This is a genomic window from Stenotrophomonas sp. JC08, from assembly GCF_052180205.1.
GTDB lineage: Bacteria > Pseudomonadota > Gammaproteobacteria > Xanthomonadales > Xanthomonadaceae > Stenotrophomonas.
In genome coordinates, this window is sequence record NZ_CP197473.1 from 1,355,285 (window position 1) to 1,376,750 (window position 21,466).

Annotated in this window: 16 protein-coding genes; 8 read left to right on the plus strand and 8 right to left on the minus strand. The window is 66.3% G+C overall.

From position 1 onward, the window contains the following. The first annotated feature begins 78 nt into the window (after positions 1-78). Entirely contained in the window at positions 79-2,994 is a 2,916-nt protein-coding gene (locus ACSBPQ_RS06195; RefSeq protein ID WP_442684160.1) for an EAL domain-containing protein, read from the plus strand. 28 nt (positions 2,995-3,022) lie between these two features. On the opposite strand, the gene ACSBPQ_RS06200 is transcribed toward ACSBPQ_RS06195, so the two are convergent. The 6 genes from ACSBPQ_RS06200 to ACSBPQ_RS06225 form a co-directional block, all read right to left on the minus strand. Then, entirely contained in the window at positions 3,023-3,616 is a 594-nt protein-coding gene (locus ACSBPQ_RS06200) for a TIGR00730 family Rossman fold protein (protein ID WP_442684161.1), read from the minus strand. Between the two features lie 120 nt (positions 3,617-3,736). After that, complete coding sequence (lpdA, locus tag ACSBPQ_RS06205; RefSeq protein ID WP_442684162.1) at positions 3,737-5,161, minus strand: dihydrolipoyl dehydrogenase; 1,425 nt, start codon at positions 5,159-5,161, stop codon at positions 3,737-3,739. Between the two features lie 127 nt (positions 5,162-5,288). After that, positions 5,289-6,473: a dihydrolipoyllysine-residue succinyltransferase gene (gene sucB / locus ACSBPQ_RS06210; protein WP_442684163.1), complete on the minus strand. Its 1,185-nt coding sequence runs from the start codon at positions 6,471-6,473 to the stop codon at positions 5,289-5,291. Positions 6,474-6,515: 42 nt separating this feature from the next. Continuing rightward, positions 6,516-9,347 carry a 2-oxoglutarate dehydrogenase E1 component gene (locus tag ACSBPQ_RS06215; protein WP_442684164.1) on the minus strand — a complete coding sequence of 944 codons (2,832 nt, stop codon included), beginning with the start codon at positions 9,345-9,347 and terminating at the stop codon, positions 6,516-6,518. A 179-nt stretch (positions 9,348-9,526) separates the two neighbouring features. Next, complete coding sequence (locus tag ACSBPQ_RS06220; RefSeq protein WP_442684165.1) at positions 9,527-10,435, minus strand: GNAT family N-acetyltransferase; 909 nt, start codon at positions 10,433-10,435, stop codon at positions 9,527-9,529. Next, positions 10,432-11,859 carry a ribosomal protein uL16 3-hydroxylase gene (locus ACSBPQ_RS06225; RefSeq protein ID WP_442684166.1) on the minus strand — a complete coding sequence of 476 codons (1,428 nt, stop codon included), beginning with the start codon at positions 11,857-11,859 and terminating at the stop codon, positions 10,432-10,434. The genes ACSBPQ_RS06220 and ACSBPQ_RS06225 overlap by 4 nt, the downstream gene beginning before the upstream one ends. A 284-nt stretch (positions 11,860-12,143) precedes the next feature. On the opposite strand from ACSBPQ_RS06225, the gene ACSBPQ_RS06230 reads away from it, so the two are divergent. The 3 genes from ACSBPQ_RS06230 to ACSBPQ_RS06240 all read left to right on the plus strand — a co-directional run bounded on the left by ACSBPQ_RS06230 (position 12,144) and on the right by ACSBPQ_RS06240 (position 14,695). Then, positions 12,144-13,697, plus strand: a complete 1,554-nt coding sequence (locus tag ACSBPQ_RS06230; RefSeq protein WP_442684167.1) for a calcineurin-like phosphoesterase C-terminal domain-containing protein — start codon at positions 12,144-12,146, stop codon at positions 13,695-13,697. A gap of 108 nt (positions 13,698-13,805) precedes the next feature. Further along, positions 13,806-14,234 (plus strand): VOC family protein, encoded by a 429-nt coding sequence (locus ACSBPQ_RS06235; RefSeq protein ID WP_442684168.1) that lies wholly within the window; start codon positions 13,806-13,808, stop codon positions 14,232-14,234. 44 nt (positions 14,235-14,278) lie between these two features. Next, on the plus strand, positions 14,279-14,695 hold the full coding sequence (locus ACSBPQ_RS06240) for a VOC family protein (protein ID WP_442684169.1): 417 nt from the start codon (positions 14,279-14,281) through the stop codon (positions 14,693-14,695). Between the two features lie 163 nt (positions 14,696-14,858). Here ACSBPQ_RS06240 and ACSBPQ_RS06245 read toward each other — a convergent pair whose 3' ends face one another. Beyond that, entirely contained in the window at positions 14,859-15,686 is an 828-nt protein-coding gene (locus ACSBPQ_RS06245; protein WP_442684170.1) for an inositol monophosphatase family protein, read from the minus strand. A 120-nt stretch (positions 15,687-15,806) separates the two neighbouring features. Between ACSBPQ_RS06245 and ACSBPQ_RS06250 the strand changes: the two genes are divergently transcribed. The 3 genes from ACSBPQ_RS06250 (at position 15,807) to ACSBPQ_RS06260 (ending at position 19,696) form a co-directional block, all read left to right on the plus strand. After that, positions 15,807-16,571 carry an RNA methyltransferase gene (locus tag ACSBPQ_RS06250; RefSeq protein ID WP_442684171.1) on the plus strand — a complete coding sequence of 255 codons (765 nt, stop codon included), beginning with the start codon at positions 15,807-15,809 and terminating at the stop codon, positions 16,569-16,571. A gap of 114 nt (positions 16,572-16,685) precedes the next feature. Next, on the plus strand, positions 16,686-17,552 hold the full coding sequence (locus ACSBPQ_RS06255; protein ID WP_442684527.1) for a phosphate/phosphite/phosphonate ABC transporter substrate-binding protein: 867 nt from the start codon (positions 16,686-16,688) through the stop codon (positions 17,550-17,552). Beyond that, positions 17,549-19,696, plus strand: coding sequence for a putative bifunctional diguanylate cyclase/phosphodiesterase (locus ACSBPQ_RS06260; protein WP_442684172.1), 2,148 nt, complete (start codon positions 17,549-17,551; stop codon positions 19,694-19,696). The genes ACSBPQ_RS06255 and ACSBPQ_RS06260 overlap by 4 nt, the downstream gene beginning before the upstream one ends. Here the strand turns inward: ACSBPQ_RS06260 and epmB are convergent, their stop codons facing one another. After that, positions 19,697-20,725 (minus strand): EF-P beta-lysylation protein EpmB, encoded by a 1,029-nt coding sequence (gene epmB, locus ACSBPQ_RS06265; protein WP_442684173.1) that lies wholly within the window; start codon positions 20,723-20,725, stop codon positions 19,697-19,699. A 101-nt stretch (positions 20,726-20,826) separates the two neighbouring features. Between epmB and efp the strand changes: the two genes are divergently transcribed. Further along, positions 20,827-21,393, plus strand: coding sequence for an elongation factor P (efp, locus tag ACSBPQ_RS06270; protein WP_442684174.1), 567 nt, complete (start codon positions 20,827-20,829; stop codon positions 21,391-21,393). Positions 21,394-21,466: the final 73 nt, after the last annotated feature.

The window sequence follows — 21,466 nt, forward strand, 5'->3', positions numbered from 1 at the left end:
CCTGTATCCCGCGGCAGCGGGGACGTTATGCTGCTGCGCGGGGTCGCCTATGTACGGGTGGCCAGAGAGACCGGATGCATGCTTCATAACCAGACCCGTCCGCTTCACGTCTATTCGCTTGCCAGCGGTGATGTCTGCCTTGCCCAGGTGGTTGCACGGTTGCAGGGCCTGCTCCCGCAAGGTGGTGCGGTCGCGCTGGCCTGGGAGGATGCGCTGCTGGCAACCGGTTGTGTCGGTCATCCGGTGGGCAGCCTGACGCTGCAGGAGGATGCCGGCAGGCTGCTGCAGCAGGGCACGCAGTCCGGATTGGCCGGGGGAAGAGCGGGCGAAGTCTGGACCGATGCCGACAGTGGCGGCCGTGTCGCCCTGATCGCCGAGGTGGAGGAGAGCTGGCCGATGCCTCAGCGGCAGGCGTGGCTTGCGGCCGCGCGGCTGCTGCTGGATGCGGTGATGCTGTCGATGCGGCAGCAGTTGCGAATCGCCGGGCTCGAGCGTTCCAAGCGTCTGCAGAAGGCGCTGTTCGAAATTGCCGATCTGGCCGGTGCGGAGCTTGAGCTGGAGGAAATGCTGGCGCATTTCCATCAGATCCTCGGATCGCTGATGTATGCGGAAAACTGCTACATCGTCGAGTGTGACGAGCAGCAGAGCAGCCTGCGATTCCTGTATTTCGCCGATACCCGGGACGATTTCGTGCCTGAGCGAGAGCGCAGCTACCGGCATGAGGAAATGCCGGGCAGCCTGACCTTCGCGGTGCTGCGACAGGGCAGGGTGATGAGCGGCCCGTCGCGCGAACTGCTGAAGACGCTCGACTCCCCGCAGGCACGCACGCAGGGCCTGGAAAGCGCCGACTGGCTGGGTGTGCCGATGTGGCGCAACGGCAGCGTGTGTGGCGCGATCGTAGTGCAGAGCTATGAAATTGACGCGCGCTACTCGGATGAGGACCGCGCGCTCCTGAATTTCGTCGCCAAGCACATCCTCACCGCCATGGACCGGCGCGCGGCGCATGTGCAACTGGAACGGCACGTGCAACGGCGTACCGTCGAGCTGGAGCGCTCCAACCGCAGCCTGCAGGCGGAGGTGGTGGAGCGGCGGCGCGCGGAGATGGTGCAGGCGGCGTTGTTCCGGATTTCCGAACTGGCGGTCTCCTGCCCCAGCCAAGGGGACTTCCACGCGCAATTGCACGCGGTGCTCGGCACCTTGCTGGATGCACACAACTTTTACATCGCCATGGTCAACGAGCCGGGTGACGGGCTGGAGTTCGTCTATTCGGTGGACGAGAAGAAGCCGCGGCTGTCCTCACGCCCCTTCAGCAGCGGGCTGACCGAATACACCATCCGCCAGCGGCGGCCGATGCTGCTCATGCGCGAGGACATAGACAGCCTGATCGCTGCCGGTGAGGTGCGCGAGTTCGGCTTCAAGTCGCATTGCTGGCTGGGCGTTCCGCTGATGAACGATGGCGAGGTCATCGGCGTGATCGCGGTGCAGAGCTATACGCCGGGGAGCAGGTTCACTGTCGAGGACCAGCGGCTGCTGGCGTTTGTGGCGCGCAATATCGGTGCCAGCCTGGAGCGGCAGCGTGACCGTGAGCGGTTGCTGGAGGCGCATGCCGGGCTGGAGCGCCGGGTCAGCGAACGCACCCATGAGCTGGGCGAGGTCAACCAGAAGCTGCTGGCGCAGATCAGCGAACGCATGGATGCCGAGCAGCGGCTCACCCACCTGGCCCTGCACGATGTGCTGACCGGCCTGCCCAACCGCCTGCAGCTGCAGGAAACACTGGAGCAGACCATCGAACATGCGCGGCAGGGGATCGGCACCGAGTTCGCGCTGCTGTTCCTGGACCTGGACCGCTTCAAATGGGTCAACGACAGCATCGGCCATGCGGCGGGCGACCAGATGCTGGTCCAGGTCGCGCAGCGGCTTGTGCGGATGGTCCGTGCCGGAGATATGGTTGCGCGTCTGGGAGGCGATGAATTCGCGCTGCTGGTGCACGGCAAGGGTGGGGTCGAGGCGATGCTGGAACTGGGGCGGCGCATGCTGCGCGCGCTGGAGATGCCGATGTGGGTGGAAGGACGCGAGCTGTTTCCTTCCGGCAGTGTCGGCATTGCGCTGTGGCATCCGCGCTATGGCTCAGGCGCCGACCTGTTGCGTGACGCCGATGCGGCGATGTATCGCGCGAAGCTGAAAGGGCAGGACCGCTGCGTGGTGTTCGATGCGGCCATGCATGCCGAAGCGGTGTACCGGCTGGAGCTGGAGGCGGACCTGCGCCGGGCGATCAAGAATGATGATTTCGTGCCGTACTACCAGCCCATCGTGTCGCTGGCCGAAGGGCGGGTGGTCGGGCACGAAGCCCTGCTGCGCTGGAAACACGAACAGCGTGGCGTGTTGGCACCGGGAGAATTCCTGGCACTGGGCGAGGAAAGCGGGCTGATCGAACAGGTGGACTGGCTGATCTACACACAGGTGGCCACGGACCTGGCACGGGCCACGCAGGGCTATGTGTCGGTCAACGTCTCACCGCGACACTTCCGCTCCCCCGGCTTCGCGCAGCGCCTGCTGCAGCTGCTCGCCTCAGCCGGCGCCGACCCGCAGCGGTTGCGGATCGAGATCACCGAGATGGCGCTGCTGGAAGATGCGCCGCGGACCTTGCGCACCCTGCGCCAGCTGCGCGAGCGCGGCATCGTCGTGCAGCTGGATGATTTCGGCACCGGCTATTCCGCGCTGTCCTACCTGCACCGTTTCCCGATCAGTGTGCTGAAGATCGACCGCAGCTTTGTCGGCGGACTGCATGCGGAAGGGAGCAGGAACACGCTGGCGCTGGTCGATGGCGTGCTGTCGCTGGCGCGCACGCTGGGCATCGAGACCATCGGCGAAGGCGTCGAGACCGAACAGCAGCGGCAGACCCTGCGGCAACTGGGCTGCAACTATGCACAGGGGTATCTGCTGGGCCATCCGGCCCCCTTCGAGACGATGGCGCAGCGGCTCCAGGTGCCATGACCGGTGCGGTTCTGTAGGCGGCGGCGGCTCAGCGCAGTGCAGCGCGCAGTTTCTCGTCGAACCACTTGTCCGCCTGCGCCGGCGAATACGCGCGCATCCATGCCAGCATCTGCACGTCATCCTCGCCGTACCACAGGTCATCGCGCTGTTCCGGATGCAGGAAGCGCTCGGTGACCATGGTGTCGATCATGCCGATCAGCTGCGCGTAGAAGCCGTCGATATCGAGGAAGGCGCAGGGCTTCTTGCCGATGCCGAGCTGGCGCCAGGTGAGCATCTCGAAAATCTCCTCGGCGGTACCGAAGCCGCCGGGCAGGGCGACGAAGGCGTCGGACAGGTCGAACATGCGCGACTTGCGTTCGTGCATCGAGCCGACCACCTCCAGTGTGGTCACGCCCCGGTGCGCGACTTCCAGATCCACCAGGTGCTGCGGGATCACGCCGGTGACTTCGCCTCCGGCAGACAGCACGCCATCCGCCACCGCGCCCATCAGGCCGGTCCTGCCGCCGCCGTAGATCAGGCGCAACCCCTCGTTGGCGATGCGTCTGCCCAGCTCGGTGGCGCGTTCGACGTAGACGGGTTTGGCGCCGGGATTGGAGCCGCAATAGACGCAGATGGACTTCATGGGGGTTCCTGATGGAGGGACGGTTGCCCGGACTCGACGGCTGAACCGGCGCGGCCAGGCGGGACACAAAAGCAAGAAGGCTCCGCCGGGGCGGAGCCTTCAGGTCACAGGCCGGGACGCTTAGTTGGCCTTGTGGATGGCGCGCTTGCTGACCGCCATCGCCGCGTCGTGGATCACTTCCGACAGCGATGGATGGGCGTGGCAAATGCGGGCCAGATCATCGGCCGAGCCGCTGAACTCCATGGTCAGCACACCTTCGTGCACCAGCTCGGACACGTTGGCGCCAACCAGGTGCATGCCCAGCACGCGGTCGGTTTCGGCATGGGCCAGCACCTTTACGAAGCCGGCCGGCTCGATCATGGCGACGGCGCGGCCGTTGGCGGCGAACGGGAAGCTGCCGGCCTTGTACGGGATACCCTCGGCCTTGAGCTGGGCTTCGGTCTTGCCGACCCAGGCCAGTTCCGGCTCGGTGTAGATGACCCACGGGATGGTGTCGAAGTTGACGTGGCCCGGCAGGCCGGCGATCAGTTCGGCCACCGCGATGCCTTCCTCGAAGCCCTTGTGCGCCAGCATCGGGCCACGCACGCAGTCGCCGACCGCCCACACGCCGTCCACGCCGGTGTGGCAGTGCGCGTCCACTTCGATCTGGCCGCGCTCGTTGAGCTTGACCGCGCAATCGTCCGCCAGCAGGCCCTTGGTCGCGGCGCGACGGCCCACGGCCACCAGCAGCTTGTCGACGGTGATGGTCTTCTCGCCGGCAGCGTCGGTGTAGGTGACCAGCACTTCCTTGCCCTTGACCTCGGTCTTGGAGACCTTGGCGCCGAGCTGGATGTCCAGGCCCTGCTTCTTGAATTCGCGGGCGGCGACCTTGGCCACTTCGGCATCGGCAGCTGCCAGGAAGTCCGGCATGGCTTCAAGGATGACCACTTCCGAACCCAGGCGCTTCCACACGCTGCCCAATTCCAGGCCGATCACGCCGGCACCGATCACGGCCAGACGCTTGGGTACTTCGGTGAAGTCCAGCGCGCCGACGTTGTCGACGATGGTGTCACCGTTGAACTTGGCGAAAGGCAGTTCGATCGAATCCGAACCGGCGGCGATGATGACGTTGGTGCCCTTGAGCTCGACCTCGCTGCCGTCATGCTGCTTGACGGTGACGATGTTGCCGGCCTTGAGCTGGCCGAAGCCGTAGTACGGCGTGACCTTGTTGGCCTTGAACAGCTGGGCGATGCCACCGGTGAACTGCTTCACGATGGCGTCCTTGCGGCCGACCATCTTGGTCACGTCCATCTTGGCGTCGTTGAAGCTGATGCCGTGGTCGCCAAAGATGTGGCCCATGTTCCAGTACTGGCGCGAGGAGTCCAGCAGCGCCTTGGACGGGATGCAGCCCACGCGCAGGCAAGTGCCGCCCAGTGCCGGCTTGCCGTCCTTGCCCAGCGCTGCGTCGATGCAGGCGGTCTTCAGGCCCAGCTGGGCGGCGCGGATAGCGGCGTGGTAGCCGGCCGGGCCGGCACCGATGACGACGACGTCGAATTGTTCAGCCATTTCAGGTTCCTTGATACCAATCTCTTCTCCCTGCGGGAGAAGGTGGCGCGAAGCGCCGGATGAGGGTGCGGGGAGGGCCGGACCCTCACCCCAACCCCTCTCCCGGTGGGAGAGGGACTTTCGGGCCTTACAGGCCGAACAGCATGCGGCCGGGGTTTTCCAGCTGGTTCTTGATGTCCACCAGGAACTGCACCGCGTCCTTGCCGTCGATGATGCGATGGTCGTAGGACAGGGCGATGTACATCATCGGTGCGATCACGACCTGGCCGTTCTCGGCGATCGGGCGTTCCTTGATGGTGTGCATGCCGAGGATGGCGCTCTGCGGCGGGTTGACGATCGGGGTCGACATCAGCGAGCCGAAGGTGCCGCCATTGGTGACGGTGAAGGTGCCGCCCTGCAGGTCGTCCAGTGCCAGCTTGCCGTCACGCGCCTTCTTGGCGTAGTCGGCGATGCCCTTTTCGATGTCGGCAAACGACATGCGCTCGACGTTGCGCAGCACCGGGGTCACCAGACCCTTCTCGGTGGACACGGCGATGGAGATGTCCGAATAGCCGTGATAGATGATGTCGTCACCATCGACCGAGGCGTTGACCAGCGGGAAGCGCTGCAGCGCGTTGGCCGCGGCCTTCACGAAGAAGCTCATGAAGCCCAGCTTGATGCCGTGCGCCTTCTGGAACTCTTCCTGCAGTTCCTTGCGTGCGGCGGCCACCTTGGCCAGATTGACTTCGTTGAACGAAGTCAGCATGGCGATGGATTCCTTGGACTGCATCAGACGCTCGGCGATGCGCTTGCGCATGCGGGTCATCGGCACGCGTTCTTCCGGACGCGCACCGCCGGCCTTGCCGACACCACCGGTGCGGGCGAAGTTGACGATGTCTTCCTTGGTCACCGCGCCGTGGCGGCCGGTGCCGGCCACGTCAGCCGGATTCACGCCTTCGGTGATGGCCGAGAAGCGGGCACCCGGGGGCAGGGTGTCGGCAGCGGACTTGGCAGCCGGCGCCGGCGCAGCGGCAGCAGCCGGAGCAGCAGCCTTCGGTGCTTCAGCAGCGGCGGCCGGGGCGGCAGCGGCAACCGCACCTTCCTCGATGATCGCCAGGATCTGGCTCGAGGTGACGGTGTCGCCTTCCTGGAACTTGATTTCCTTCAGCACGCCATCAACCGGTGCCGGCACTTCCAGCACGACCTTGTCGGTTTCCAGGTCGAGCAGGTTCTCGTCACGCGAGACAGCGTCGCCGACCTTCTTGTGCCAGCTGGCGATGGTGGCGTCGGAGACGGATTCGGGCAGTACCGGTACTTTGACTTCGGTGGCCATTTGGCGGATTTCCTGGTTGCAGATTCTTGGGAAAGGAGGGGCTTATTCGGCGTAGTTGTCGTCGATCTTGTTGACCAGCGCGTCGGCGAGCAGCTGCTGCAGTTCGCGCAGGTGATCGGACATGTGGCCCACGGCAGGCGACGGCGAACGCGGGCGACCGGCGTAATGCAGCGCCTGGCCATCGGACAGGCAGGCCTGCAGATGGTGGCGGATCTGGTACCACGCGCCCTGGTTCATCGGCTCTTCCTGGCACCACACCACGTCGGCGGCCTTGCCGTACTTCTTCAACTCGGCAGCCAGCGCCGGGCGCGGGAACGGGTACAGCTGTTCCACGCGGAGCAGGGCGACGTCGTCACGGCCGAGCTTGGTCTGCTCTTCCAGCAGGTCGTAATAGACCTTGCCCGAGCACAGCACCACGCGCTTGACCTTCTTGGCGTCGGCCGCGGCATCGCCGATCAGCAGCTGGAACTCGCCGTTGGCCAGTTCGTCCAGGGTCGACACGGCCAGCTTGTGGCGCAGCAGCGACTTGGGTGACATCACCACCAGCGGCTTGCGGGTGGTCATGCGCATCTGGCGACGTAGCATGTGGAACGCCTGCGCCGGGGTCGACGGCACGCAGACCAGCATGTTCTCCAGCGCGCACAGCTGCAGGAAGCGCTCCAGGCGCGCGGAACTGTGTTCCGGCCCCTGGCCCTCGTAGCCGTGCGGCAGCAGCAGGGTCAGGCCGGAGATGCGGCCCCACTTGGCTTCACCGGAGGCGATGAACTGGTCGATCACCACCTGCGCGCCATTGGCGAAGTCACCGAACTGGCCTTCCCAGATGCACAGGGTGTTGGGGTCGGTGGTGGAGAAGCCGTACTCGTAGGCCATCACCGCTTCCTCGCTGAGCAGCGAGTCGATGATGGTGGCCTTCTCCGGCGATTCGACCAGCTGACGCAGCGGCAGGTAATAGCTGTCGGTCTTCTGGTCGTGCAGGATCGCGTGGCGGTGGGTGAAGGTGCCACGGCCGACGTCCTGGCCGACCAGGCGCAGGTTGCTGCCCTCGTCCAGCAGGGTGGCGTAGGCCAAGTTCTCGGCAAAGCCCCAGTCGCCCGGGACTTCACCGGCGGCCATCTTGCGGCGGTCGTCATAGACCTTGGCCACGCGCGAGTGGATTTCCACGCCTTCGGGAATGGTGTTGATCAGCGTCGCCAGCCGGGTCAGCTTGTCCATATCGACGGCGGTGCTGACCGTGTCCGACAGCTTGCCGGTCAGGTACTTCGGCCAGTCCACGAACAGCTTGCTGGTGGCCGGGGTCTTGCCCACGTCGGCCAGCTCGGTGGTCACTTCGCCGGCGTCGAGCTTGTTGCGGTAGCTGTCGACCAGCTCCTTGCCGGCACCGGCGGGGATCACGCCCGCGGCTTCCAGCTGCTCGGCATACAGCTCGCGGGTGGTCTTGTGCTTGCGGATCACCTGGTACATCAGCGGCTGGGTGATGGCCGGTTCATCGGCCTCGTTGTGGCCCCAGCGGCGGTAGCAGATCAGGTCGATCACGACGTCCTTGTGGAACTGCTGGCGGAAGTCGTAGGCCAGTTTGGCGGCGTACACCACCGCTTCCGGATCGTCGCCATTGACGTGCAGGACCGGTGCGCCAACCATCTTGGCGATGTCGGTGCAGTACAGGGTCGAGCGCGAGTCGTCGCGGTTGGAGGTGGTGAAACCGACCTGATTGTTGACCACGATGTGCAGGGTGCCGCCGACGGTGAAACCGCGGGCCTGCGACATCTGGAACAGCTCCATCACCACGCCCTGGCCGGCGAATGCTGCGTCGCCGTGGATCAGGATCGGCATCACCTGCTTGCGCGCGGTGTCGTTGCGGCGCTCCTGGCGCGAACGCACCGAGCCGGCGACCACCGGGTCGACGATTTCCAGGTGCGACGGGTTGAATGCTAGAGCAAGGTGCACCGGGCCGCCGGCGGTGGCGACGTCGGCCGAGAAGCCCATGTGGTACTTCACGTCACCGGCAACGGCACGCTCGTCGTGCTCGAACTTGCCTTCGAACTCGTCAAACAGCTTGCGCGGGTTCTTGCCGAGGGTGTTGACCAGCACGTTGAGGCGGCCGCGGTGGGCCATGCCGATCACCACGTCCTTGACGCCGTCGACGCCGGCGTTGCGGACCACCGTGTCCATCATCGGGATCAGCGAGTCGCCGCCTTCCAGCGAGAAGCGCTTCTGGCCGACGTACTTGGTGTGCAGGTAGCGCTCCAGGCCTTCGGCAGCCGTCAGGCGCTCCAGCGTGCGGCGCTTGGTGTCGGCGTCGAGGTTGTAGTTGCCGCCGGTGTTTTCCAGACGCTGGTACAGCCACTGGCGCTGATCGACCTCGGAGATGTGCATGAACTCCGCACCGATCGAACCGGTGTAGGTCGCCTTCAGGCGGGCCAGAAGGTCGCGCAACTTCATGCGCGGCTGGCCGCCGACACCGCCGGTGCTGAACTCGTCGTTGAGGTCGGCGTCGCTGAGGTGGTGGAACGGCAGGCCCAGGTCCGGCGGATTGACCGGCGGGGTCAGGCCCAGCGGATCAAGGCGGGCGCCCAGATGGCCGCGGGAACGGTAGGCGGTGATCAGACGGCCGACATTGCGCTCGCGCTCGTCGCCTCCACCCGCACCGCTGCCGGAGTTGTGTGCATTTTTCGCCGCCTCGGTGATGTGGGCGATTGCGGCCGAATGCGGGACATCGCCTGCTTCACGGCCCTTGAAGCCATCGAAGTAGGTTTTCCACTTGGGGTCCACACTGTCCGGAGAAACGAGGTACTGCTCGTACAGATCCTCGATGTAGGAGGCGTTGCCGCCGGCGAGTTGCGATGATTGCGCAAACTGCTTCAGGAGATTGTCCACGATGGAGAGTCGGATTCGCTTGTGGGGTAAGGCTCGGGAAACCGGCGCGCCCAAAAAAAATTAAAGGCACGCGCGGGCGTGTTTAACGTTTGAATTATACCTGCGCCGGGACAGGAAGGGGCATTCACACTGTCCCGTGGATTAATACATGACCACCGGTTGTCTTGCCCTGTCTGCCGTCAGACACCCAGTACGCGGACCGCGTCGCAGTTGCGGGAACGCTCCCAGATACGCTGGAACAATGCTTCCTGCTGGCGGGCACGGCTGGCGCTGGCCAGCGACAGCTCGCCTTCAAGCCGTTCGCCCATTGGACGAAAGTAGCAATCACCGGCGTCATTGCAGAACCCGCCCGAGGTGACGAGGCAGTCGGCCGGGTCGACCGGCTCACGCAGCTGGAACACGCTGGGCAGGCGCTGGAGCAGGGCGACCAGCGGTGCGGGCAGGTGGGCCACGTCGGCTTCGTGCACCAGCAGCTGGGCCTGCTTGGCATGGCGCGCGGTGGCAAACCGGCGTAGCGCGGCCAGCACCTGCGGCTGGCCCAGCAGAGTGGAATCGTCGCCGCGGAGCTGGATGAACAACTGGCGGCGGGCGCGATGGATCACGCTGCTGGCCGCAGCGGTGGCGCTGTCCAGGTCGTCCACCCGCATGGCACCGTCAAGCCGGCAGCGCATCTGCTGGTGCGCGATGCCGGCCTCTTCGAAGATCTCGCCTTCGGGCAGGAAGCCGTTGCGGGCGTAGAAGTCGCGGGCGGTCAGCTGTGCGTGCAGGCTCACCTCGCCCCAGCCACGCTGCCGGGCTTCGGCGACCAGCGCCTCAAGCAGCGCCTGGCCAACGCCCTGGCCGCGGGCCGCCGCCACCACTGCCATGCGGCCGATGCGCTGCTCGGGCGTGAGCCGGGCGGTGCCGATCACCTGACCGTCATCCGCGCGCGCCAGCACGTGATGGCTGAGCGGGTCCAGGGCATCGATTTCCAGCTCCACCGGCACCTGCTGTTCGACCACGAATACGGCATGGCGCACGCCATACAGCAGTGCCTGCTGGGTGGCGTAATCGGCACGTTCAATATGGAAGCCGGGAGTCGGGTTCATGCGGGCGAGGATTCCGGGTCGGTATCGTTGTCGCAGATCACCACCACCTCGACGCCTTCATCGTTGCTGCTGACCGTCTCGATGGTGCCTTGGGCCGGCTCGCCGGGAGCGGCCTGCGCGTATTCAAATACCTCGATCTCCACTTCCGGCGCGTCCAGGTCGGCGTCGTCGGCAGAGTCGAAATCATCTTCCATCGCCTGCATTGCCGCCAGCGCCTCCACATCCAGCAGCTGGAAGCAACCGCCGGCCAGCAGTTCCAGCACGGCGTTGCGGCCCTTGGCCGAGAGTTTGCGGAAGGCGGTGGCGTCGATGTATTCGGCCGCGGCCAGGGACTGCGCATCCTTGACCGACAGCGCGAACTCGCGGCCGGAGCAGTACAGCGTGCCGCCGCGGGTGGCGCGGCGCCAGGCCAGACGGGCCCACGGGTGGCGTTCCAGCTCACCGCCACGGGCCAGTTCGGCTTCCACCTCTTCGGGCGAGCGCGGGGCCTGCGAGGGCAGGATGTCGCCGGCCGAGCGGTAGGTGGTGATGAAGCGGCCGAACCAGTCGCCGAGGCGGTCCGGATCGTTCATCCGCAGCGCATTCAGTGCGGTGACCACCCGCTTCATCGCCGCCGCGTCGATCTCGTTGGGGTCTTCCGGCAGCTTCAGGTCCGGGTCCTGGAAGCGGATGGACTCGTCGGCATTGGCCACCAGATCGTCCAGCCAGTCGCTGATCAGCTCGGCCGAGGAGGGGGCGCGCATGCCGAAGGAGTAGGTCAGGCACGGGTCTTCGGCCACGCCGTTGTGCGGCACGTTCGGCGGCAGGTACAGCATGTCGCCCGGTGCCAGCACCCAGTCGTGGGTCTTGCGGAACTTCTTGAGCAGCTTCAGCTCCACGTCCGGGCGGAAATCCAGCGACGGGCGCTTGCCCTTGGTCGAATCGCTGGCGTCGATCTGCCAGCGGCGGTGGCCGTAGCCCTGCAGCAGGAACACGTCGTACTGGTCGACATGGGCGCCGACCGAGCCGCCGGGGGCGGCGAAGCTGATCATCACGTCATCCATGCGCCAGCGTGGCAGGAAGTTGAAGTGGACTAGCAGCGCACGCACGTCCGGATCCCACTTGTCCACGTCCTGCACCAGCAGGGTCCAGTCGTGGTCGGGCATGCCGGGGAATTCCTCCTCCTGGAACGGGCCGGTGCGCACCGTCCAGCCGTCGGTGGCGCGATCATGGTTGACGATGCGGGCCAGCGTGCCGTCCTCGCAGGCCAGGCCGGCCAGGTCGTCCGGCGATACGGGCGTCTGGAAGTCCGGGAGCGCGCCACGGATGAGCAGCGGACGCTTCTGCCAGTAGTCGCGCAGGAAGGTGGCCGGGCTCATGCCCAGCGGCTGGCCCGGCTTGGCCTGGATTTCGATCGGGTAGGTCTTGTGCTTGCGTGCAGCCATGGGGAAATCCTTGCAACGGGTGTGCGGGATACGGGCGCCAGATGCGCCAAGGCCGCTATTGTCTCCTTGTTGGATGCAAACCGCACGGCTACCGGCACCACTCCGGCTTGTGGGGCAATGGTGGCAGGTGCCAGCCTGGGCGGAAGATAGAGGAGGTCGCACGCATGTCGATGGGACGACCCGTCTGCGGAAGCCCGTCCGCGCCACCTCTGCAACCTGCCGGAGTGAACCTTCATCCGCGGCCGGGAGATAATCGGCCCCCGTTGTCCTGCTCGAGATTTCCCGTGCGCCACTTTCTGTTTGCCGGCCTGTGGCTGGCCTGCGCACCGCTGGCGGCGGCCGCCAGCTGTTTGCAAGGTGCGGTATTCGCCGACGCCAACGGCAACGGCCAGCGTGATGCCGATGAGCAGCCGCTGGCCGGCATCGCGGTATCCGATGGCGAGCACATCGTCCGCACCGGTGCCGATGGCGGTTACCAGCTGCCGGCCTCGACCCGGGCGACGGTGTTCGTAATCAAACCGGCCGGCTACCGCGCCGCCACACGTGCCGATGGTCTGCCGGACATCTGGCGCGCTGGCAGGGACGCGACCGCGCGCAAGGGCAGTCGCAAGGCCAAAGCCGGCGCGCAGTGCCAGCCGTTCGCGCTGGTGCCCGACGGCGATGCACCGGCCAGCTTCCAGACCCTGCTGATGGCCGACAGCCAGACCAGCAATGCGCAGGATGTGGGGTACTTCGAGCGCGACATCATCGCGCCGTTGCGCGGCAGGCATCAGGCCCGGCTCGGCATGACCCTGGGCGACATCACCAACGACAATCCGGCGCTGTATCCGGCACTGGTGGCGGCGGTGACCTCACTGGGCGTGCCGTGGTTGCATGTGCCGGGCAACCATGACATGGACGTGGGTGCACGCAGCGATGCCACCTCGCTGGCCAGTTACCACCGTGCGTTGGGTCCGGACACCTATGTCTGGGAAGAGCGCTCGATGGTGTTCATCGGGTTGGACGACATCATCGCCCAGCCGGGGCAGACCCCGGCCTATGTGGGTGGTCTGCGCGAGGACCAGTTCGCCTTCCTCGAACGCTATCTGCCGACCGTGCCGGAGGACCGGCTGCTGGTGATCGGCGTGCATATCCCGCTGTTCGACCGCCGTTTCCGCGAGGCCGACCGCACGCGCCTGTTCGCGTTGCTGGAGAATCGCGCCAACCGGCTGGTCCTCAGCGGCCACACCCACGAACAGAGCCAGACCTTCTGGGATGCCTCGCGTGGCTGGAACGGCGCCACGCCGCTGCACGAATACAACGTAGGCGCGGCCTGCGGCGCGTTCTGGTCGGGGGCGAAGGATGTGCAGGGCATTCCCGATACCACCATGGCTGACGGCACGCCCAACGGCTACGGCCTGCTCAACGTGCAGCCGCAGGGCCGCTACAGCGTGGAGTACCGAGCCGCCCGCGCGCCGGCCGACGAGCAGATCGCGCTGCATGCGCCGCGTGTGTTGCGGCAGGGCGCGTACCCGGCATGGGGCGTGTATGCCAACGTATACATGGGCTATGACGGCCTGCCGGTGGAGTTCCGTGTCGATGACGGCGACTGGCAGCCGATGAAGCGGGTCCAGCAGCCCGATCCGCGCCTGCTGGTGGAGAATATCGCCGACGACCTGGCCACGTCGCTGCGCGGCTACGACCGCTCGCCCGAGGCCACGCCGTCCAGCCACCTGTGGCGCGCGGCGCTGCCGACGAAACTTGAGGAGGGCGAGCACACGGTGGAAGTGCGCACCACCTTGAACGGCAAACCCTACAGCGCCCGCACCACCTATCGGCTGCAGGACGCCACGCCCTGACGCGGCGCGGGTATCGGCAACGGCAGGACATCCATCGGCGGTATTCCTGCACAGGGCCGTGGCGGCGGGAGCGCTATCGTGGGCGCCTCCTTCACGCGGGAACCGCCCATGGAAACCGGACACCTGCATCGCGGCCGCCTGATCGACCACCTGCAACTGGTGGTGCGTGACCTGGCGGCCAGCCAGCGCTTCTACACTGCGGTACTGACCGCGCTCGAGGTGCCGATCGGCGGCACTGCCGAGGATTATTTCTGGGCCGACGAACTGTTCGTCTCCAGCGCCGACAGCCTTGCCGCGCAGGGCCGGCTCACCGGCCGCCAGCACCTGGCGTTCCAAGCCCGCGACCGCGCGATGGTCGAGGCCTTCCATCGCGCCGCACTGGCTCACGGCGGCCGCGACAACGGCGCGCCCGGCGAACGGCCGTACCACCCCGGCTACTACGCCGCCTTCGTGCTGGACCCGGACGGCAACAACATCGAGGCGGTGTTCCATGGCGAGGCGCGCCGCAATGTGCCGTCGGTCGAGATCACCTTTTGATGGAGGAAGGGAATCGCATGCAGCCGCCAGCAGGGAATGGGCCTTTGCCGCTGTTCAGCGTGCAGCGCATCGATCATGTGGTGTTGCGGGTGGTCGACGTCGAACGCGCCATCACCTTCTATACACAGGTGCTGGGCTGTGTGGTGGTGCGTCGGCGTGATGACCTGGGGCTGGCGCACCTGCGCGCCGGGGGCTCGATGATCGATCTGGTTGCTGTGGACGGTGTGCTTGGACGCCGTGGTGGCATGGCTGCGGGTGGGGTGGGGCGCAATGTCGACCACCTGTGCCTGCGCATCGAACCATTCGACGAAGCATGCCTGCGTGCGCACCTGGCCGCGCATGGCGTGGCGGTGGACGGCCCGGTGATGGTCAATTTCGGTGCCGAGGGCGAGGGGCCGTCGCTGTACCTGCGCGATCCCGACGGCAACACCCTGGAGCTGAAAGGCGCCTCCGGCGACTGAGGCTGCGGCGCGGGTCACCTGTACGGGTGGATGGGGTTGCCGGGTGGCGGTGATGCATCCGCCAGTGCCGCGCAGGGGTTGCGACCATTTCCAATGGATGCCGCACACACAGAAACGGCGCCTTCACGGCGCCGTTTACGGGATCGGGCGGTTGCGGGCCGGATCAGAACTTGGCGTTGAACTCGGCGGCGTAGCCGGTGTTGACGATGACCTTCTGCAGCGCCTCGCACACCTTGATGTTGCCGGCCACGATCTGCTGGGTCTCCGGACCGCGCGAATCCATGCGGTCCGGGGTCGAGCCACGATAGGTGCAGACCTTGCCGCCGGCCTCGCGCACCAGCAGCACGCCGGCGGCGATGTCCCAGGCCTTCACGCCGGCCTCGAAATAGGCGTCGGCACGTCCGCAGGCGACATAGGCCAGGTCCAGTGCGGCCGAGCCGGTGCGGCGCACGTCCTCGGCCTGCACCAGCAGCGTGTCGACGGTCTTGAGCTGGGCGCTGGCGCGGCTGCGTTCGCGCGGAGCGAAGCCGGTGTGGATCATCGTGCCTTCCAGATCCTTGCGCTCGGCCACGCGGATACGGCGGTCGTTGAGCACGGCGCCATTGCCGCGGCTGGCGGTGAACAGCTCGTTGCGCAGCGGATCAAAGATTACCGCGTCGATCGGCTCGCCGTTCTCGACCAGGGCGATGGAGACGCAGTAGTGCGGGAAGCCGCGCAGGTAGTTGCTGGTGCCATCGAGCGGGTCGATCACCCACATGAAGCGGTTGACGCCCTGCAGGCCACCTTCCTCACCGAAGATGCCGTAGTCGGGATAGGCGCGCTTGAGTTCCTTGACGATGACCTTCTCCGCATCGCCATCGACTTCACTGGCGTAATCCATCCGGCTCTTCTGCACCACGTTCAGGGCTTCAAGCTTGTTGATGTTGCGGAGCAGGACGTTGCCGGCGAGGCGGGCGGCCTTGACCATGACGGTGACGGCGGGTTTCTGCATGGCGAAAGGCTCCCGTGAAGGCAGAGATCGGATTGGCGGGGGAAAAGAGCGGGTCGGCGCAAAGGCCGTCGCGCAGTTTACCATCTACAGCTGTCTGGCTCCTGATTTTTTCCAATATCCATGTCTGTTTCTGCCCATATCCGTTTTGTCCTCGTCGGTACCCAGCATCCTGGCAACATCGGCGCAGCCGCGCGGGCGCTGAAAACCATGGGCCTGGCGCGGCTGGTGCTGGTTGCACCCGAGAAGCCACTGGACGAGGTGGCGTTCCGCCGCTCGGCGGGGGCGGAGGATGTGCTGGGCGATGCGCCGGTGTTCGCCACCCTGGCCGAAGCGGTGGCCGACTGCCGGCTGGTGCTGGGCTGCACCGCGCGCTCGCGCCGGGTGCAACTGGAGGAGCTGCTGCCGGAGGCCGGTGGCCAGCGTGCCGTTGCCAAGGCCGCCGAGCCGGCCGAGGTCGCCTTCGTGTTCGGGCGGGAACGCACCGGGCTGACCAACGACGAGCTGCAGCTGTGCCATGCCGCGGTGCATATTCCTTCTGATCCGGAATTCAGCTCCTTGAATCTGGCGGCGGCCGTGCAGGTGCTGGCCTATGAGGTACGCATGGCGGCGCTGGAGCGGGAGCAGGCGGCGCCCGTGACCGCGGCGCCGGTCCATGATGATGAGATGCCGGCGAGCCATGTCCAGGTGGAAGGCCTGTTCGGGCAGCTGGGCGACACCCTGGACCAGATCGATTTTCACAAGGGCCGCGCTCCGGAATCGGCGATGCGCAAGCTGCGCCGGTTGTTCATGAAGGCGCAACTGAGCGAGCACGAGGTGCGCCTGCTGCGCGGCATCCTGTCCGATGCCCAGCGCATGGCCAGGCTGGCCAATGAGGGGCGCAATTGAGGCGGCCTCATGCCTCCGGATTTCCGGTACGCTTGGGCGTGATCGGCTGGGGGAGTTGAGGTCTTGCGACTGTGGCGATGGCTCTGGGGAGCCGCACTGGCGTTTGTTGCGGTGATGCCGGCGGCCGGCGAGGCGGTCGAGCGTTCGGTGCTGGTACTGGGACGGATCAGCGATGATCCGCAGGCCCATTACGAGCAGTTGAAGCCGCTGCTGGACTATGTTGTCCCGCGGATGCGGGATGTCGGCATCACCGAGGGACGCATCCTGATGGCCAAGGATCCGCAGCAGATGGCCAGCTATCTGCGGCGCGGTCGGGTCGACTGGGTCACTGAAACCGCAGGTACCGGCATGGCGCTGGAGCAGCGCAGTGGGGCGGTGCCGCTGTTGCTGACCGAGCGCAACGGCGTGCGTACCTATGAGAGCCTGTTTTTCGTACGCCGCGACAGCCCGATCAACACGCTGGCAGACCTCAAGGGGCAGACGCTGGCGCTGCAGAGCGCGGCATCCACCAGTGCCTACCTGGTGCCGGCAATGACCCTGCTGGAGCAGGGCATCCGGCCGGAAATCCTGCTCTCGCCGCTGGATACGCCGGCCGCCGATGCGGTGGGCTATGTGTTCGCCCGCTCGGAACTGAATATTTCCACCTACGTGCACAAGCGGCTGGTCGATGCCGGAGCGGTCAGCAGCCTTGACTGGGAGGATGTCCGTGCCATGCCCCCCGCGTTCCGCAGAGATCTGCGCGTGATCCACCGCAGCGAGCCGGTGCCACGGGCGCTGGAAATGGTGCGGGGCGACCTCCCCGCGCCGGTAAGGCGGCGACTGCAGGCGGTATTGCTGGAAGCCAGCCGGGACCCCTTGGCGGCACCGGCCCTGCGCAAGTTCTTCGGTACCACCGGCTTCCATGTCGTCGACCCTGCCAGCCACCAGAGGTTGGCGCGGCTGCGCGCCGGGCTGGTGCGCGTGCGCTTGGAGGTGGAATGAAGCGGATCGGTCTCGGGCTGCAGGCCCGCTTCCTGCTGGCGATGGCCGGGGCGCTGCTGGTGGTCGGCGCCATCGTGGCCTTGTTGCTGGCACGGCAGGCGTTGAACCAGCGCGAAGTACTGCGGGTCAGTGGTGCGGTGGTATCGCAGGTGTTCGACCAGCGGTTGCGTGACCAGGGCATATCCCTGGCTGAATCCCTGGCCGATACGCTGGTCAACCCGCTGTATTACTCGGACCTGGATGCGATCGGCGCGCTGGTGCGCAACACCGTGAGCCAGGAGGCGATCAGCTACATCCTCGTGCATGACCCGGAAGGGCGGCTGATCCATGACGGCACGATGGAAGTGGCCGGCTACGGGCGGCAGATGCAGGATCCGCTGGCGCCCGGTGCGATTCATGCGGTCAAGCAGCTGGTACAGGGCTCTCCCGCGGTTCTGGAGGTGGATCAGCCCATCGTCATCGGCGGGCAGCGCATCGGCGGTGTGCGGGTCGGCATGAACCTGATGCCGGTGCTTGCCAAGGAGGCCGAGGCGATGCAGCTGCTCAAGCAGCGCATGCGCGACAGCGAACGGCGGCAGCTGGGCTGGGTGCTGCTGCTGCTGTTTGCGCTGGTCGGCTTCGCCTGCGCGATGGGGCTGTACGTGCAGCGCACACTGGTGCGCCCGATCCGCTGGCTTGGCCATGCCGCGCGCCGGATCGAGCAGGGCGACTACCAGCTCGAGACCCAGGGAATGCGGCTGGGCGGTGAGCTGGGCGAGTTGATGCAGACCTTCGAACGGATGAGCCGGAGCATTGCCCGGCATGACCGGGAGGTGCGGCAGATGGCCTATACCGACGCACTGACCGGCCTGACCAACCGGCTGGCGTTCCGCGAGGCGCTGGATCACCGCCTGCAGGGCGCGCGCGCCTCCGGCGGCGGCTTGGCGCTGCTGTTCATCGATATCGATGAATTCAAGCGGGTCAACGACACCCTCGGGCACGAGGCCGGTGACGAGGCGCTGCTGCAGTTCGCACAGCGGATCGCGGTGGCGGTGGAGCAGGAGGGCGATGACGATACCCTGCTGGCGCGCTTCGGTGGCGACGAGTTCGTGCTGCTCGTCGGCGATGGCCGCGACCAGGCCAGCAACACCGCTGCGCGGCTGGCCGAACGGCTGGTGCAGGACCTTGCCGCGGCGCTGGAAGTGCAGGGGCGCGAGATTTTCCTTGGCAGCTCGATCGGCATCACCCTGTTCCCGGAAGATGCCGGGGACGCCACGGTGCTGCTCAAGAACGGCGACATCGCCATGTACCAGGCCAAGATGGCCGGCAAGAACTGCTTCCGTTACTACAGCCGTGCGATGGACCACGCGGTGGAGCGGCGCCTGCACCTGGAGCAGGAGCTGCGTGGCGCCTGGGAGCGTGGTGAGCTGCGGCTGGTCTACCAGCCCGTTTTCCGCACCCGCGACCGTGTCCTGGTCGGCGTGGAAACCCTGCTGCGCTGGGAGCATCCGGTACTGGGAGCGATCCCGCCGCCGGTATTCATCGACGTGGCCGAGCAGAGCGGCCTGATCCAGATGCTCGGCCCCAAGGTGCTGCACGCGGCCTGCCATCAGGCCCGCCAGTGGCCGCGCAACATCATCGGCGAGGAGCTGTTCGTTTCGGTCAACGTATCGCCGCGACAGCTGCGCAATGGCGATCTGGTCGGCGAGGTTGCCAGTTGCCTGCACACCTCGGGACTGGCAGCGTCACGCCTGCATCTGGAGCTGACCGAAACCGCCGTGATCGGCGATGAGATGCTGGCCGCCTCCCTGCTGGAAAAGTTGCATCGCACCGGCATCAAGGTCTGGCTGGACGATTTCGGTACCGGCTTCTCCGGCCTGAGCCATCTGCGGCAGGTGCCGGTGGACGGGGTCAAGATCGACAAGAGCTTCATCTCCGACCTGCAACGCGATCCCGATGACCTGGCGCTGACGTCGGCGATCATCGCCATGGCCCATGCGCTGGGCATCACCGTCGTGGCCGAAGGGGTCGAGCAGCGGGCCCAGTTCGAACTGCTCGAGCAACGCGGCTGCGATCTGGTGCAGGGTTACTGGCTCAGTCGTCCGCTGGAGTCGGAGGATCTGGTGCGTCTGCTGGAAGGTGCCAGGACCGTGGTGCCGGATTGATCAGAGCGGGCGTTTGCTGCTGTCGCCGGGCAGCTCGCGCACCAGTTTCGGCACCAGGTAACCCGACAGTCGCGCCATCAGCCCGGCATGCAATGCCAGGGCCTGCTCGTCGCTGACCTCGAAGTGGGCCACGCCCTGCACCCGGTCCAACTGGTGCAGGTAGTACGGCAGCACGCCAGCGGCGAAACTGCGCTCGCTCAGGGCGGCCAGGGCATCCAGGTCGTCATTGACCCCGCGCAGCAGCACGGCCTGGTTGAGCAGTTGCGCGCCACTGTCGCGCAGGCGGGACAGTGCGACATCCACCTCGGCATCGAATTCGTTGGCATGGTTGGCATGGATCACGAAGGCCACCGGCCACGGCAGGCTTTCCAGCCACTGCAGCAGTTCATCATCGACACGCTGCGGCAGCACCACCGGCAGGCGGCTGTGGATGCGCAGGCGCCTGATGTAGGGAATGTCGTGCAGCGCCGCCGTCAGCTCGGCCAGCTTCGGGGTGGCCAGCGACAGCGGGTCGCCGCCGGAAAGGATGACCTCGTCGATGCCCGGATCGGCGGCAATGGCCGCGACCGCATCTTCCCAGGCATTGCGCGCGGCATTTTCGCCGGCATAGTCGAAATGACGGCGGAAGCAGTAGCGGCAGTGGATCGCGCAGCTGCCGGTGGTGACCAGCAGGGCGCGGCCCCGGTATTTCTGGATGACGCCGGTGGCTTTCTTGGCCGGGCCATCGCCGACCGCGTCGAAGCTGAAGCCGGGAACGATGCGCATCTCCGCATCCACCGGCAACACCTGCCGCAAAAGCGGGTCGCTGGCATCGCCATGGCGCATCCGCGATACGAAGCTGTGCGGCACCCGCAGCGGAAACTGCGCCAGCGCCTCCGCGGACACTCCCAGTGCCGAAGGCGTCAGCCCCAGCAGGCCCAGCAGTTCCGCCGGATCGCGTATCGCCTGCCGCCAGTGCTCCTGCCAGCGGGCAAGCGGCAGGGGAGTGATGGCTTTTTCTGGAGTGCGGGCGGGGGCTGCGGTTATCATTGGCGGTCAGGAAACAGGTGCCCGGCCTTGCGGCGGGCGCTCCATTCTAATCCAGCCGGTCGCGTTCCGCGGCGGTTCCGCTTTTACCCAGGAGTTTCTGTATGGCCACTTACGGCATGAATGACGTCAAGAACGGGATGAAGATCCTGGTCAACAACGAACCGGCGGTCATCACCGACACCGAATACGTCAAGCCGGGCAAGGGCCAGGCCTTCACCCGCGTCAAGTACCGCCTGATCCGCTCCGGCCGCGTGCAGGAAATCACCATGAAGGCGACCGACGATCTGGAAGCGGCCGACGTGGTTGATACCGACATGCGCTACCTGTACAGCGACGGCGAGTACTGGCACTTCATGGATCCGGAAAGCTTCGAGCAGGTGCAGGCCGACAAGGCCGGCATGGGCGGCGCCGAGAAGTGGCTCAAGGGCGAAGAAGACTGTGTGGTCACGCTGTTCAACGGCCAGCCGATCTTCGTGCAGCCGCCGAACTTCGTCGAACTGAAGATCACCGAAACCGACCCGGGCGTGCGCGGTGACACCTCCGGTGGTGGCGGCAAGCCGGCCACGCTGGAAACCGGCGCGGTGGTGCGCGTGCCACTGTTCGTCAACCAGGACGAAGTCATCAAGGTCGATACGCGTTCGGGCGAATACTCCGCGCGCGTCAAGTAAGCAGCACGATGTGGGCGCCGCCTCCTTCACCAGCAACCGCCGGTTGCCGGTGTGGGGAACGCGGCGCCTACTT

Bases quoted from the DNA above. Each gene is read 5' to 3' on its own strand.
- ACSBPQ_RS06220 (WP_442684165.1), bottom strand. From the start codon at position 10,435: ATGAACCCGACTCCCGGCTTCCATATTGAACGTGCCGATTACGCCACC.
- sucB (WP_442684163.1), bottom strand. From the start codon at position 6,473: ATGGCCACCGAAGTCAAAGTACCGGTACTGCCCGAATCCGTCTCCGAC.
- ACSBPQ_RS06255 (WP_442684527.1), top strand. From the start codon at position 16,686: ATGCCGGCGGCCGGCGAGGCGGTCGAGCGTTCGGTGCTGGTACTGGGA.
- ACSBPQ_RS06260 (WP_442684172.1), top strand. From the start codon at position 17,549: ATGAAGCGGATCGGTCTCGGGCTGCAGGCCCGCTTCCTGCTGGCGATG.
- ACSBPQ_RS06225 (WP_442684166.1), bottom strand. From the start codon at position 11,859: ATGGCTGCACGCAAGCACAAGACCTACCCGATCGAAATCCAGGCCAAG.
- ACSBPQ_RS06195 (WP_442684160.1), top strand. From the start codon at position 79: ATGCTTCATAACCAGACCCGTCCGCTTCACGTCTATTCGCTTGCCAGC.
- ACSBPQ_RS06250 (WP_442684171.1), top strand. From the start codon at position 15,807: ATGTCTGTTTCTGCCCATATCCGTTTTGTCCTCGTCGGTACCCAGCAT.
- lpdA (WP_442684162.1), bottom strand. From the start codon at position 5,161: ATGGCTGAACAATTCGACGTCGTCGTCATCGGTGCCGGCCCGGCCGGC.
- epmB (WP_442684173.1), bottom strand. From the start codon at position 20,725: ATGATAACCGCAGCCCCCGCCCGCACTCCAGAAAAAGCCATCACTCCC.
- ACSBPQ_RS06200 (WP_442684161.1), bottom strand. From the start codon at position 3,616: ATGAAGTCCATCTGCGTCTATTGCGGCTCCAATCCCGGCGCCAAACCC.
- efp (WP_442684174.1), top strand. From the start codon at position 20,827: ATGGCCACTTACGGCATGAATGACGTCAAGAACGGGATGAAGATCCTG.
- ACSBPQ_RS06235 (WP_442684168.1), top strand. From the start codon at position 13,806: ATGGAAACCGGACACCTGCATCGCGGCCGCCTGATCGACCACCTGCAA.
- ACSBPQ_RS06245 (WP_442684170.1), bottom strand. From the start codon at position 15,686: ATGCAGAAACCCGCCGTCACCGTCATGGTCAAGGCCGCCCGCCTCGCC.